Consider the following 15,266-nt stretch of genomic DNA (forward strand, 5'->3'; position numbering starts at 1 on the left):
GTAGCCGGAAGTGAATTTTAAACGGATTCAGTTAATCTTCCTAGCGATTTTTATCGCCATGGATGTGATGTTATTTCTGTCTTATAACCGGAATAGCGTTGGCGATTCTACCGCCGCAGGAAGCAATAACATCCTGGAGGAAATGCGCAAGGATCAAATTACGTTTAGTGAGCCGACTACCAAGAAGCACGAAGGTTATTATTTCTCAGGAAATAACGGTGACGCTCTGCATCAGGCTGCTCCAGATTTGCAGCAGCAATCGATTCGGTTCAGCGGTGATGAACTGGTTAGTGAGTTTAAGAAGCCGCTTAAAATAACCAATGGGTCAGCCAAGCAAACTCTAGACAAGGTAGTCGCTAATCCTGGGCTGATTGCTGACGGCAACCAATACAGCTATAGCAAGCAGCTCTCTAGCAGCAGCGAGATCATTTACGTGCAGCGAGTTGCACATAAGCCGATCTATTCACACTTTTGCCAGATTCGCTTTGATTTAGACAGTCAGCAGCGGGTAGTTGGTTACAGTCAGAACTACCTAGAGGGCGTTAAGATTCTGAAGGAAGCTGCAAAGACCATCAGTGAAGAACGGGCGTTGACTTGGCTATACCAGTACAATGAAATTCCTAACGGTGCTAAAGTGACCTGGGTTCATTTGGCTTACACGCGGCTATTAACGGCTCGTGGGCAGTATGTTTTCTTACCAACCTGGGTATTCGCCGTAAAGATCAACAACTCATCTGCCGTCATCTTAAAGCGGGTGAATGCGTACACTGGTGAAGTGATTAAAACCGGTGATAACAACCAAACAAGTAATGCTAATTCAGAAATATTTACACTCACATAGTCACTTGAAAGCAGCATTTAATGATTGCGTTTCGGCGTGAAATGCGTTGTAATAGTAACGACGAACAATCATTGAGAAGTGAGTATGGATTATTATTCACGACCCTACCAATGACCATGTTGGCAGGGTTTTTGTATTTAAAAAAAGGAAGTTGGGCGATTTATGCAAGAGCAAAATGAGGGATTAAAGGTGAGTGTTCTCGCTAGCGGAAGTACGGGTAACTGTACCTATGTTGAGACGCCTGAACATAAGATTCTAATTGATGCCGGTTTAAGCGGTAAAAAGATTGAAAATCTCATGCAATCCATCGGCCGGGATTTGAGTGACGTTGACTCACTTTTCGTGACGCATGAACACTCGGATCACCGTAAGGGCGTTGGTGTATTGGCACGACGCTATGGCATGGATATTTACGCTAACCAGGGGACTTGGGATGCCATGGCCAGTAAGATTGGTAAAATTCCTATGGAACAAAAGAACATTATCGCGCCTGATTCAGTACTGAGTATGGGCGACCTCGATGTTGAGAGCTTCACGGTTTCTCACGATGCCGCTGAGCCTCAATTTTACGCCGTTCATAGCGGCGGAAAGAGCTTCGTGGTACTCACAGATACCGGCTACGTTTCAGACCACGTAGAGGGTGTTATCAAGGATGCCGATGCTTATCTAATGGAATGTAACCACGACGTTGAAATGCTGCGGATGGGCAGCTACTCCTGGCCGCTGAAGCAACGAATTCTTAGTGATACGGGCCATTTGAGTAACGAAGAGGGTGCCGATGCCATGATGGACGTCTTAGGCAATCACACCAAGCGCATTTTTCTCGGTCACTTGAGTCAGGAAAATAACATGAAGTCACTAGCTCGGATCACCGTTGCTTCGATCATGGAAGACCATGATTTTGGCGTTAACCATGATTTTAAGATTTTAGATACGGATCCAGAAAAGGCTAGCGATCTGATCGCGCTTTAAATGCTTAAAATTTTCTTAGAAAAAGCTTATACTTTTTGCGAGTAAAGCTTCAAACAAATTTCACATCTCGTCTGTAAAATAAATGCTTAAGTAAGTAGGTTGAGCAAGTTTAGGGGCTTTTATATACGACCTAAATATCTGCGTTCATCACTTTGCCTAAATTGTGATGACATACAAGGAGGGAAGCGCGATTCGCGCGGAAGTATGGATAATCAACAAAAACCAGGATCAAATAATAATCGTGGACTGCTTATTAAAGTTGCTGTAACGGCACTTGTAGCCGGTTTACTGGGTGGCGGTATTGCCTATGGCGGTGCCAACTACATCAGTAACCGTGATGCAACTTCTGTTCCAGCGGGTTCCAATAAATCTGGCACTGCAACCACCAGTAACATGAAGGTCAATGTCAGTTCACAAGCTTCTAAAGCTTTCTCAAATGTGAAGGATTCAGTAGTTTCCGTGATTAATTTGCAGAAACAAACTCAGTCATCTAATAGTTTGGCCGGAATTTTCGGAGACAACGGTAATGACTCGAATAGCAGTTCATCCAGTGATGGCAAACTGCAAGCCAGCTCTGAAGGTTCAGGTGTGATCTATAAAAAGGCCGGTAATAGTGCCTATATCGTTACTAATAACCACGTAGTTTCCGGTTCTAACGCCCTTGAAGTCATCTTGAGCAACGGTAAAAAGATCGATGCCAAACTGGTGGGTAAAGATGCCGTTACCGACTTAGCAGTTTTGAAAGTTAATGGTGCGGATGTTTCTAAAGTGGCTACTTTTGGGAACTCGGATAACATCAAAGTCGGTGAAACAGCACTGGCTATCGGCTCGCCATTAGGCTCTCAGTACGCCACTTCGCTGACTGAAGGGATTATTTCAGCCAAAAAGCGGACCGTGGCTACAACGGATGAAACCACTAATCAGCAAACGGGTAATGCCACTGTTATTCAAACGGATGCTGCCATTAACCCAGGGAACTCCGGTGGCCCGCTGATCAACCTTGCCGGTCAAGTGGTTGGTATCAACTCTATGAAGCTTGCCAGCAGCAGTTCAGGGACCAGCGTTGAAGGAATGGGCTTTGCAATTCCAAGTAACGAAGTCGTTTCCGTTATCAATCAGCTGATCAAGAATGGTAAAATCGTACGGCCAGCGTTGGGAATCAAGTACGTTGATCTGTCAGAAATTTCAAAATCTCAGCAAAAATCGATTTTGAAATTACCAAGCAGTGTTGAAAACGGGGTTGTTGTAATGGAAACACCGGGATCAACAACACCAGCAGGACGCAGCGGAATTAAGAAGTACGATGTTATCACTGCCTTAGACGGCAAGAAGATCAGTACCAATTCTACGTTGAGAGATCTGCTATACAAGTACAAAGTTAATGATACGGTGACCGTAACTTACTATCACAACGGTAGTCAGAAGACGGCTAAGGTAAAATTGACTGAAACAACTTCTCAATTGAATCAATAATCAAAAAGTAATGCATATGAAGAAAAAGCTGAAACCTAAGTTAGTAGGTTTCAGCTTTTTCATTATTGTGGAAAAGACGAATGTTTGAGTTATTAACAGGTGGGTAAGTACCGAGTTAAGGGCATACCTAGTATCAGTAGTCGAATATGGTAAGCGGTATAGTTGTGGAAAATTCGGGAGTGTGGGTAATCCACAGGAAACTGTGGATAACTTTGTGGATAACATTTAAATCAGTGGAAACACCGTGATTACTGAATTTCTCCAGGCGTGTCTTCAAAACTATTAACAGACTGTGGATAACTAAAAAATGGCGTTAACTAAATTTTAATTAAACGTTGATATGACGGCGTTTACATTGGTACAATAAGAGGTAAAGAACGGACTGAATTGAAAATGAATATTCATTTTTAGCAAGCAAAAAAGTGTGCACAGAGGCTAGCAAAGAGTGTCTAATGGGCTGTGGATAACTTTGTGGACAACTCAAAATGGGGAGAAAAGTTATGAACATTAAACTTGTGGTTGTTGGAAAATTAAAAGAGAAATATTTTAAACAAGGCATTGCTGAATACGCCAAACGGTTATCGCGGTTTTGCAAATTTCAAATCGTGGAAGTTCCCGATGAAAAAGCGCCAGAAAGTTTAAGTGACTCTGAGATGAATCAGGTGATGCAAAAAGAGGGCGACCGGATTTTAGCTAAGATCAAAGACCGGGAATACGTTTATGCACTGGCCATTTTAGGGAAGGAACGCTCATCGGAGGAATTTGCCAAGGAAATCCAGGATCTTACCACTTACGGGCATTCTGATATTACCTTTGTGATCGGTGGTTCATTGGGATTAGCGCCAGAAGTGCTGAAGCGTGCGGATACCCAGATTTCGTTTGGTCGGTTTACGCTGCCTCACCAGTTGATGCGCTTAGTATTGACGGAGCAGATCTACCGGGCATTTATGATTAATGAGGGCAGTCCGTATCATAAGTGAGGAGAATTACTTCATGAAAAAATTAGAAGAAATGAGTCTTCATGAGCTTTGGCAGCTATTTCCAATTGTGTTGAAAGCACCTAATCCGAATTATCAGCTGTGGTATGAGGACGAAAAACAAAAGATAGTCCAACATTTGCACAACGCAGTTATTTATCGCATTAATCATGTTGGCAGTACTTCTGTTCCTGGATTAATTGCGAAGCCCACGGTTGATATTTTATTGGAACTTGTTGGTTCATATGATCTGGACAGTGTCATTTCAGATTTGCGATCATTGAAATGGCTGGTCATGGCTAGAAATAACCGTTTAAAAACAATCGATTTGAATAAAGGGTATCTACCTACTGGCTTTGCGGAAAAGGTGTATCATTTACACGTCAAACCAGCTGGTGATTGGGGAGAGCTCTATTTTCGCGATTATTTGATAGCAAATCCGGAAGTAGCAAAGCAATATGGGGAACTAAAACTAAAGTTAGAACAAAAGTACAAGTATAACCGTGACGCTTACACTGCTGCTAAAACGGATTTCGTGACTAGGTATACGCAAAAAGGACGAGAAACATTTAACGGCAGGTATCGACCGGTTAAATAGATGCTGAAAATAAGATAAGGGGTGACGGCCGTGGAAGTAACTTTTGACGAAAGTTTTGCGGGCATGTTGAAATATGAAGCAAAATTGCCAACAATCGGTTTACAGTTAGATGCTCAATTTGGGAATTTACACCGATTTAGCGGTGCTAAGGACTCATTTTGGCAATTGAAAGCTAGTCATAATACCGATGGGCAAACAGCTGATGAATTACGGACATCTGTTATGAAACAGATAGAGCAGCTTAAATCAGCCATTGCTGCTGGAGAGCCGTTGCGAGTATGGTGGAGTGAAACGGCAGATGACCAGGTTGGGTTTTACTGGTTTTGCCAGTTAACTCAGCGTGTAACTAATCGGGTTACGCAAGTGCAGGTGCCATTAATGTTGCCAAATGCGAAAAAATGGTCAGCATTGTATCGAATCTCGCATTTAGGTGAACTCGATTTTGCTGATATTCAGTCCGTATTGCAGAATGAACACCCCTTATCAGTCAATGAGCGTCAGTCGTATGCAAATGGATGGCAACCAGTGTTGGAAGAGAACGCACCTGTAAGAGTGAACCTAAACGGAGCAGTCGTTGGTGTTGGGGAGACCTTTTTTGATCACTTTTTGAGCTTAGAGAAATTAACTAGCTGGCCAGCAATCCGAGTCATTGGTGAAGCGATGGGTAACTATCCCGTGGATATACCATACTGGTGGTATCGGTATAGATTGGATAGTCTCACTTCTAAAGACGACTGATTTAATCTTCATAAAAAGCAGGCCGAGGAATTTCCCGGTCTGCTTTTATTTGTTGAGTAGATTAATTCTACTTACCTGTATTATTTAATTCTAACAACCGTGTCCGCAAAGCATCATTGTAAGCGGTCAGATAGAGTCCATACTTACCACGCTTAATGAGAACATTCAAAACGTTAGCAATAAATGCCTTGTATTCATCACGGGTAAACTTCCGGTCTTTCCGTTTCTTGAAGACTTCTTTGTGAGAATACTTTTCCGGAATAACAGTCATGGTATCAGTTTCTTTGTCATAACCGAATGATGGGCCGATGACCATGCCGACATAGTTTAAATCAAAGCCTTGCAGCGTATAAATGGTTCCAACTTGGGTAATGGAGCCTTCACGTTTAGCCCACGGTGTCCGTTGCGGATCCCATTCATCCCATGGCAGGTTAAAGGTGTCCATTTCAACGTTGTGGCGGCCGTCGATTCTTGGAAAACCAGAGGTAGCGACCATGCGGCTCATACCATATTTCTTGTTTTGTTCCTTAATTTTTTCAAACATCTCGCCAGCTTTATCGAACACTTTGAATTCGAAATCGCTGTTGTTAGGGAATTGCTTGATGGGCTTTTCTTCAGTCAAATCGTTCATCCATTTAACCTGTTCATCACTAGCAACCATCCGGTACTGGAAGTTCATGTTGAACTGCTTGTAAGGGTGGTTGCCGATGGTTTTGAAGAGCAGATCCTTGTCCCAGTACATCTTTGACTGGAAAACCTGATCAAAGTCGTACACGACCACCACGACCTTGGCTAGGTTCATTAAATCAGTTAGCTGGTTGTGGCCACGATAGTGCGCGTAAGGTTCTGATTTGGAATACAGCAGATGCGCTTCGTCAACGAAAATAATGTCGTATTTTTCGTGATTCTTTTGCGCGTAGTTGATCAGAGATGTGGGCCGCCGAATGGTGCTGACGTTCATGTTTGGAATGGCCGAACCCATTTCCCGGTAGGCTTTATAGAGCTCGGGATGGTTGACTACCAGCGAGGTTTTGTAGCGCTTATCCGTCATATACTGACGCACCAGTTCCATCAGGACAACTGATTTACCTGTACCCGCAGCACCTTCGATAATGGCGACTGAAGAGGTCTTACCAGTGAGACCTTGTTTGATATAAGCGTTGATATCGGTAATCACCTTTTTTTGGTCATCGGACAGATCGTCCACAAAAAACTGTGCCTTTAAAACTTTGTTCATTGGTTTGGTCATTAGAAAACTCCTAGTTGATTAATTATTTCATTCATTGAGATTTGTATGATTAAAAATCATACAACAGATAAACATTATACTGCTTAACGCATGGGCGATACCAGTGACCAACCGTTAAATTGTGTCGCGGACTTGTTTTGCTGCCGCTACCATCCACGCCAAACTAGTTAGTGCACCTTGCTCCGGTAAAGTTTTGAGCCCGCAGTCCGGGTTGACCCAAACGTGCTCTGGTCCAAGTCGCCTCACGTTAGTCTGCAACTTTGCGATTAGCGTGTCTTTTGATGGTAATTTAAACCGGGCCGTATCAAACATTCCTAAGCCAACTGGTGTTTTGAAATGGGCATTAGATAGTGCGTCTAACAGTGCTGGATCTTTTGCGGACAGCGATAGAGCATCCGCATCCAGTTGATCCAAGACGTCTAAAATATCAGTGTACTGGTCATAGCACATATGGATATGAAATCGGGTGGTGGGCTGTAAGTGACTTGCCACTAGACGGATGGCTGCACTCGCCCAGTCCAAATAATCCGTATGCCAATCATTTTCACGTAGCGGTAAACCACTGCGAAAAGCGGGTTCATCAATTTGAATCACGTGGATACCGTTTGTTTCCAGAGCATGCGCTTCATCTTGCAATGCCAACGCAATTTGCGTTGCACTCACGCGTAAGGGAACGTCTTCTCGTGGATATGCCCAATTTATCAAGGTGAGGGGACCGGTGAGCACACCCTTTACAGGCCGGTCGGTTAATTGCTGAGCGGCAACGGTTTCTGCCACGGTTATCGGATGCGTCCAGGCAATGTCACCCCAAATAATTGGCGGCTGTGCACAATAGGTGCCAAACGTTTGAATCCAAGCGCGCTCTGTGAACAAGAAACCGCTGAGCTGGTGATCGAAGTAGCTGATCATATTATCACGGTCATATTCACCGGTAACCAGGACATCCAGTCCAAGTCTAGTTTGTTCGGTGAGACATTCCTGCAGTCGCTTATGAATGGCAGATTGAAATTGCGCTTTGGTTAATTTACCGTGTTTAAAAGCCAGTTTACGCTGCTGATCAGCTGCGGTTTGCGGAAATGAACCAATGGTCGTGGTTGGCAGCGTTGGTAACGGGAAGGCCTGCTGTTGCAGTCGTTGTCGTTCTGACCGTTCAGGCTGACGGTGATAATCAGCATCAGTTAACGCATGCAGTCGGGCAGTAACCCGCATGTTTTCAGCCCTGCGTGAGCGATTGAATAGTCGTTGATTAGCTGCTAGAAGATCAGGGTTACGTCCAACTAATAAATCATCGATAGCAACCAAATCAGTGAGCTTTTCCTCTGCGAACGCCAGGTAGGGACGCACATGCTCTGGCAATGCTGTTTCATTTTTCAAAGAAACCGGTAGATGGAGCAACGAGCACGAGGATGAAAGAACTATCTGTTTAACTGGTAATCGGTGTAAGAGATCTATTGTAGTTTGATAGTTAGTGCGCCAGACATTGCGGCCGTTCACAATACCAGCAAATAAGATCTTATCGTCTGGGAAGCCCTGATTTTGGATGCAGGATTCGGTTTGATGACCGTCAATAAAGTCTAACCCGAGGCCGTCAAAATTCAGCTGAATGAGCTGAGAATAAGCTTCTCGAACGTCGCCATAGGCCGTCTGTAGTAAGACCTTTAGATGATCCTTTTGTGGCAGCAATTTAGTATAAATATTATTGAATAATGATAAGTCATTTTTTGTGGGAGCCAATACTAATGCGGGTTCATCCAGTTGGATCCATTTAGCTCCCAGTTGTTTAAACCAACGGAATAACTGGGTGTATGCCTTCACTAAATTAACAACATAATCAGATTTTTGCTTAGTGCCGGTAACCAGGCTGAACTTCAATAATGTATAGGGCCCAATAATTGTTGGTCGAGCGTGATAACCCAGTTGAGTGGCCTCTTTAAACTCATCGAAGGGCTTAGTGCCCACTAGCTGAATATCAGTGTGGTCTTCTAGTTCAGGAATAAAATAACCATATGGCGTGTTAAACCAGGTTGCCATTTTGAGTGGTGGTAAAACTCCTGTCGCCGTTTGCGTACCCCGGGCCATTGCAAAATAAGTATCCAGCGGAGATCGGTGTAATTGCCGAAAGCGCTGCGGAATGAGGTTGAACAGCACAGCGGTATCTAGTAATTGATCCTCAAACGAAAAATCATTTACGGGTAGCCAGTCAATACCAGCTTGGGCTTGTGTTTGCCAGTTCTGTTGCCGAGTTTGCGCTGCAACATGGGATAATTCGGCTGCGGTGATTGTCTGTTGGCAATAAGATTCAACGGCGTGCTTAACTTCAAGATGACGGCCGATTCGTGGGTAGCCGATGATGGTTGTGGTCATGGGTGTCACGCTCCTTTAATACCACTATTTTAACGCGTAGTTCGCAGGATGGGTGAGCAACTAAGTAAAAAGGGACCCAACAATGTTTCATGTGAAACATTGTTGGGTCCCTTTTATTTACTGATTCAAGTGAAAATGTTCTTGCCTAACTATGAAACGGTTAGGTTCTTCACAAAAATAATTTTCGCGGGCATATTTTAAGGCTTTCTGCAATCTGAACGATCAATATAGAGCTGTTCAACGCTCAAGTCGTTAGGCAAATGGACTCTTGTTAATTTATTCATGAAACACTGACTTCGACAGAAAATTTACTATCTTTTTTATATTAATTAATGAATAATTATTTGCATACTGGATAATAATTATTGTTGTAGTACAATACTAACTAATTTTTATAAGGAGGATGATAAAATGCAAGTTGCAGATTTTGAAAAAATGTATTCAGAAATAACTCGGTCAGAAAGCCACTCTCACCTAATGTTGCTAAATGCAATTACTGGGACTGGTAAAAGTTATGCGGTAAAGAGATTCTTATGTTCACAAGCCCAAAAAGAGCCCAATTTCCGAGCATTCTTTGTGACTGATCAAAAAAAGAATTTACCAGCGTTAGAAGATTTTCGAGAAATTTGGCAAAAATATAATCCAAAAAGAGATTTTTCCAAACACGTTGGATTCATTTTGTCGTTGCCAGATACAGTTCAGTTAATTTTAGATGAACAAAAGCAGGGGAGAATACCATGTGAACTAATGAATAGTAAGCCGTTTCAAAAAGGTTTAGCGAATTTGATGTTCCAGCAGATGGTATATCAACAAACAGCTAAATATACTCCAAATAATAAAATTGCTTGGACCAACTTAGCAAAGGCGGAGTACCAAGTTAGACAGGTGTTAACAGAGTTGCTTTGTAAGCTAGCGGGACTAGAAAATCTGGCAAGTACAGATGTATCAGTAGCTATTCAACGATACGTGGCAACGACTAATAGTCCTGCTTGTAAATGGATCAACCGTATATATCCAACAATCGATATCGAAAAACGTCAGGTTTTGATTATGACTACGGATAAGTTCATTAGAAGTTATACGCCATTTTTTAAGCAAAATGGTGTTCCTTTTCAATTTTCCCAAGTATTAAAAGATTCCTTGGTTGTGTTGGACGAATTTGATAGCACGAAAAAACAATTATGGAATAAAAGTTTAAAAGATACACTTGATTTGAAAGTAGATTTATTAAGCTTATTTAGAGCTATCCATCAAGCCTTAGATTGGAAAAATAAGCAAATACCCGTGGCGTTACAAGAAATTTTAGAACACCAAACCAGACTTGAAGAACTGTTAAAAATTGCTGATAAATATAATCATGATTATAAATTGTCATATTTATACAAAACAAAAGAGGTTCAGCAAAACGACAACTATTTAATCCACTTACCGCAATATACGGTTATTAGTACTAAGGAAAACTGGTACGTTCATTTAAACGAGAAAACTAATAGTGTGGAATTGGATCATCGTGAAACTGGAAATTCAATTGGAGATAGATTTGATTTTACCGAAATGTTGGATAACGTTGGCCGATTTATTCGAAAATTTGCACGGCAGATTTTTTTCTGTGGAGAAGCCTATGCCCAAAAAAGGAATCTAAATATTTCTGCTAGTCAGAATCGTATTTCGACAAAGGAAGCTTGCTACACCGTTTATGATGCGTTGGGTTTTAGCCGAAATCAAATTGAAATTCTACTGGGATTGGATCCGGGGTTATTAGGATCAAGATTACCTTCTCCCGTAAAATTTAAAGGAAGGAGGTATCATTTTCAAAAATCTGGTCTGAGTTTATATGAATTTGTAAATGCTGAGCAGCATGATTTGAGAACAGATATTAACGCAGCCTTCTTTTCGGTGACGCCTGAGCGATATTTACTAAATGTGATCAGCAAGGCCAACGTTCTAGGGTTATCCGCTACTGCAAAAATACCAACGGTTTTGGATAACTATGATCTTGCTTATTTGCGTCAAAAATTAGGTGATGATTATTTGGATGGAGACGAGTACATCACTGATAAAACAAAAGCGGACTTTAATTTAGCCAGACGTTATCGTCAAACAGGGATTCAAGTTGAAGCTGATTGTGCAAGTGTACAAAAGACCATAGCAAAAGTAATAGCAGAACACGACATCACCCTGACCTCCCCTGAGTGTCAAAAGGTGAACGAGATGGATGGTTGGCTAGATCAGAAACTGAATGGTATTGAGGATTCATCTGCAAGTTATTGCCGAGAACGCTATATTAGTTTGTTTGATAGCTTTATTGATTTCTTATCAGACGAAACACTGATATCATATTTGGGATTGCAGTCCAAATTACCAAGTGAAGGTAACGAACTATCCACATCTTTAATTGAAGAGGTGTTTGAAGGTTTAGCAAACATACTCTCTGATGATGAGGCTAATCTCCCTCAGTTAAGAGTTATTTCTACGTTGCAAAGTAAGGGAGAGGTGCCATCAATAACACAACAGATTCATGATGCGGTGTGCTTGCCTTCAGATAAAGCAACAAGGGTTTATCTACTGAGTGCATACCAAACTCTTGGTGTAGGTCAAAACTTACAACATACATTAAGTGAGTTTGAAACCGGCCATGTTAAAAGTATTGCAGGTGAAAGTAAACAAAGTGACCAGCGCTCTTTACAGGCAGATTTGGCTGGCATGTATTTAGGAGATATCACCCATATTTTGACTAATATAAAAGATAGTATTCTAGACGAGAATTTATTACGGTATGTAACTGAGTTAGAGTATCTCGAAGATGCAGGAGAACTACCTCAAAATGAGGTGCATGAAAGAATAGGAGCTGTCGTGCATGACGTTAAAGGTCGAATTCGGCCCAAAAATGTTCCCAGTGAAACTGCAAGTGTCACACGAACAGCTATTCAAGCTTTGGGCAGAATGAACCGGACATTTAATAAAAATAAGCGCATTAAAATTCTAGTATTCAATAGAGTGCTAGATAAATTGAGAGAAGTTAGGTTGCCAAAGATGGAACTGAGTCCGGAAATGCAGGCGGTTTTGTCAATGGCGCAAGCTCCAACAGAACCAGACGTGTCGACAGAAGAAATAACGCGGATAAACGCAACACAAATGACATTTAGTAACTTGGAAAGATTAATCGATGGTGGGCTTAATACAAGTAGGAAACGTGCACATGATTATCAAAGCGCACGTCAATGTTTGTTAAAATACCCAACAATCAGTACAGGAAATTTAAAAAAGCTAAAAGCCCAGCAACTAGACTGTTTGCAATATTTGTCAAATAAAGAGTTAGTGACACAATATCAAGCCGTCCAAGAAAGTGAATCGAAATTTAGCTTTGAAAATAAGCGTCTCGATTGCCCTAAGATAACGATATCTCAAGAATCTGCTGGATTAACTAGTATGTGTCAATATCCTGGATTGAAAGCGCATTTAAAAGCATTAGGATATGCAACTGAGTGGCAGCCTAATGAGTGGATCTTGAATCCAGTGCAGTTTATTAATTTATATCAAGGGTTATTGGGTGAAGTTAGCGGCAAGTTTATTGTTGAAGATATTTGGTCTGTTAAATTACAGCCATTCCAAGAGTTGCGTCACAATGAGCTATTCGACTTTAAATTAAATCAACGCATTGCCATCGATTTTAAAAATTGGCGGGGACCACATCAACAATCGATTGAACAGGAACGGCAACATGTGTATCAAAAACTAGCACAATTAGACGCTGAAAGTGATCAGCTATGGCGGGCAGCAATTATTAATGTTGTTTCTTCAGGTAAAGTGGTTCCCAAACTGACGGCAGATAAACGGATTTTGGAGATTCCAGCATTAATCAATGAAGATGGCAAGGTTGTCTTAACGGGTAACGAAAAAAGAGATATTGGGGTGTTTTTCCATGGAGAATAAAAATAAATCGCAGACAATTTTGGCTAGCGTTATCAGTTATCGACTAAATAATTTAACGCTAGATCAGGATTTTAAACTATTAATGATTAAACTGGATAACAAAATAAGGTTGGGAAAGTTTCAAAAGCTATTGAGATCTTGTTCAGTTCAAGCGGTAACCGGCTATCAGCTTAAATATCTCGTCTTGCTGAATAAAGAGACTGATTGGCCTGTGTTGGAAGGCATGTTAGTTACACAGATTCGTTTTAGTACTATCAGCGAAAATGGCGTTTACCCGAATCAGATATTGCAGTTATTGTTGAATCAACAAACCTTAGATGCAGGTAAGGTAAGTAAAGAAAGTTATACAAATGGCTTATACGTTTCTCGTAAAGATATGAAGCATACTTTGCGGGATGGACGTGAGCAACGGATAGCGCTTAATATTACAGCTAACTGGGAACACGATTTGGAAATGAAAACCACAACTTTTACAGAGAAGTTAAACCCACAGGCCAGTGATGAACTTTATTACTGGAATCAGACGTTTAATCGGATGGAACGTAGTCAAATTGGTAGTACCCACAAGTTGTATAAGAAGGAAAATATATATAATGAAAAGAACAACATTAAGTTCGTTTCTTTTGAAGAGCTAACAAAATTCGAACAGAGTAAAGTGGGCATTGTACAAGAAATTAAAGCAGCCATCAATAAAAATATGAGCTCTTATTTGATTGCGGAGATGAATTTTCGTCAATTTCCGTTGGTTAAATACAGTCACCCGAAGCTACCTCAAAAAGAAGATATTTGGCAACTATTGAAGGGACAATCGATTAATATTTATTTTGACGTAAGTGAGCCATTGACCGGTGCACTAGCCAATGAAATCGTTAATTCTCTTAAACATAGTGCTACTTTAAAATCACTTCAAATTCAAGTTAATTTAAGCCAATCGGCAAAATCAGGCTTGAATATTCAAGTTGTTCGAGATGCCAGAAATAATGATGGGGTTAAAGAAGCCTATGAAGTTGGCACCGCAGAACAGATTATCCAACACATTACAGTCGAAAACTTTGGTCAGATGAATTCTAAAAGTCAAACGTTTAAATGGCGTAGTACAGGAATCTCTGATGTTGCAGGCGATAATAAGGTGATTAAGTTAATTCAGGAACTGATCGTTAAACAGGATATTGTACATGAATACATGCGACCGGTAACCAATCAGCTTGTTTACCTCACGGGGAAGTATCAGTTTTACAAAATTGATTGGTTAGATAAACGTCAAACTCAAGTGATGATCACAAAGTTATGGGTAGAAGAAACCAACCAGCTAAAATTTAAATCCCAAACGGTTGATGTCAATAATCTAGTTGCGGATGATGAGTTTACTGAAATTGCCAGAGGCATTTTGTCGGTAGTACATCGCAAAAAAAAGAAGTCTATTTGGGATACTGTGGAATGTGTCATTAAATGTCAGAGTGGATTCGTCATCATTCAGCAAACGCCGAGACAAACCATGATTTCATTGGACGAAATTGCTGAGAAAATGGCTGTCAGTGACCCTAATAAAAAAATCCGGCGTTCTACGATGATGACAGAACTTGAAAATCTGCGAAAGAGTCATGAAAGTGAATTCGATTATCAAGAAGCAGTTGATAAAATGTTAATGGTAATAGGACAGCTAGGCGTTACACCTCAGTTGGGTCAGACTAAGAGCGTTTTAAAAGGGAAAGGCGTTAATTTTAAAACCGGAAAGGTACAACAGATTAATCAAGAGTTAGAACAACAAGGAGAGTTTGCGTTTGGCAATACGGTTCGACAAAAGCGAAATGCAGCTCAGGTTCTTGGACTCCATGGGATAGGCTTGGTTAATATCGATGGTAAATATCATTATTTTGTTGGAACTGATAAAGGGTTAAGACCAAGCCTTGTGCGTGCTTATCGACTAAGAAGATTGATACCGATTACCGGAGATGGTAGTCAGATACCAGATTTGTTTGAGGATTTATTGGCTATGATGGACGTAGAATTTGTTCGTAACGGGCAGTATACGGTGTTACCATTTCCGGTAAAGTATCTACGCGAGTACCAAGAATATCAGAAACGACTAGCAGCAAGAAAATAATGAGTCAAAATAAATAG

10 protein-coding genes are annotated in these 15,266 nt (G+C 41.1%); 8 read left to right on the forward strand and 2 right to left on the reverse strand.

The window, feature by feature from the left end; translation table 11 throughout:
* Positions 1-10 precede the first annotated feature (10 nt).
* The 6 genes from JUE95_RS08345 (at position 11) to JUE95_RS08370 (ending at position 5,599) form a co-directional block, all read left to right on the forward strand.
* Positions 11-841, forward strand: a complete 831-nt coding sequence (locus tag JUE95_RS08345; RefSeq protein WP_203650654.1) for a two-component system regulatory protein YycI — start codon at positions 11-13, stop codon at positions 839-841.
* A 162-nt stretch (positions 842-1,003) separates the two neighbouring features.
* Positions 1,004-1,813 carry an MBL fold metallo-hydrolase gene (locus tag JUE95_RS08350; protein ID WP_203650655.1) on the forward strand — a complete coding sequence of 270 codons (810 nt, stop codon included), beginning with the start codon at positions 1,004-1,006 and terminating at the stop codon, positions 1,811-1,813.
* A gap of 204 nt (positions 1,814-2,017) precedes the next feature.
* The gene (locus tag JUE95_RS08355; protein WP_203650656.1) at positions 2,018-3,286 is read left to right on the forward strand and encodes a S1C family serine protease; all 1,269 of its coding nucleotides are present in this window, start codon (positions 2,018-2,020) and stop codon (positions 3,284-3,286) included.
* 500 nt (positions 3,287-3,786) lie between these two features.
* A complete protein-coding gene (rlmH, locus tag JUE95_RS08360) occupies positions 3,787-4,266 on the forward strand; it encodes a 23S rRNA (pseudouridine(1915)-N(3))-methyltransferase RlmH (protein ID WP_203650657.1) in 480 nt (159 codons plus the stop codon).
* A 13-nt stretch (positions 4,267-4,279) separates the two neighbouring features.
* Positions 4,280-4,861: a GrpB family protein gene (locus JUE95_RS08365; protein WP_203650658.1), complete on the forward strand. Its 582-nt coding sequence runs from the start codon at positions 4,280-4,282 to the stop codon at positions 4,859-4,861.
* Between the two features lie 30 nt (positions 4,862-4,891).
* Complete coding sequence (locus JUE95_RS08370; protein ID WP_203650659.1) at positions 4,892-5,599, forward strand: DUF3658 domain-containing protein; 708 nt, start codon at positions 4,892-4,894, stop codon at positions 5,597-5,599.
* Positions 5,600-5,666: 67 nt separating this feature from the next.
* Here JUE95_RS08370 and JUE95_RS08375 read toward each other — a convergent pair whose 3' ends face one another.
* Positions 5,667-6,836 carry a DUF2075 domain-containing protein gene (locus JUE95_RS08375; RefSeq protein ID WP_203650687.1) on the reverse strand — a complete coding sequence of 390 codons (1,170 nt, stop codon included), beginning with the start codon at positions 6,834-6,836 and terminating at the stop codon, positions 5,667-5,669.
* A 126-nt stretch (positions 6,837-6,962) separates the two neighbouring features.
* The gene (metE, locus tag JUE95_RS08380; protein ID WP_203650660.1) at positions 6,963-9,212 is read right to left on the reverse strand and encodes a 5-methyltetrahydropteroyltriglutamate--homocysteine S-methyltransferase; all 2,250 of its coding nucleotides are present in this window, start codon (positions 9,210-9,212) and stop codon (positions 6,963-6,965) included.
* Between the two features lie 411 nt (positions 9,213-9,623).
* On the opposite strand from metE, the gene JUE95_RS08385 reads away from it, so the two are divergent.
* Positions 9,624-13,145, forward strand: coding sequence for a hypothetical protein (locus tag JUE95_RS08385; protein WP_203650661.1), 3,522 nt, complete (start codon positions 9,624-9,626; stop codon positions 13,143-13,145).
* Complete coding sequence (locus JUE95_RS08390; protein ID WP_203650662.1) at positions 13,135-15,249, forward strand: hypothetical protein; 2,115 nt, start codon at positions 13,135-13,137, stop codon at positions 15,247-15,249. Before JUE95_RS08385 ends, JUE95_RS08390 begins: the two co-directional genes overlap by 11 nt.
* The last annotated feature ends 17 nt before the right edge of the window (positions 15,250-15,266 follow it).

Source organism: Secundilactobacillus yichangensis (assembly GCF_016861565.1).
Classification (GTDB): Bacteria; Bacillota; Bacilli; order Lactobacillales; family Lactobacillaceae; genus Secundilactobacillus; species Secundilactobacillus yichangensis.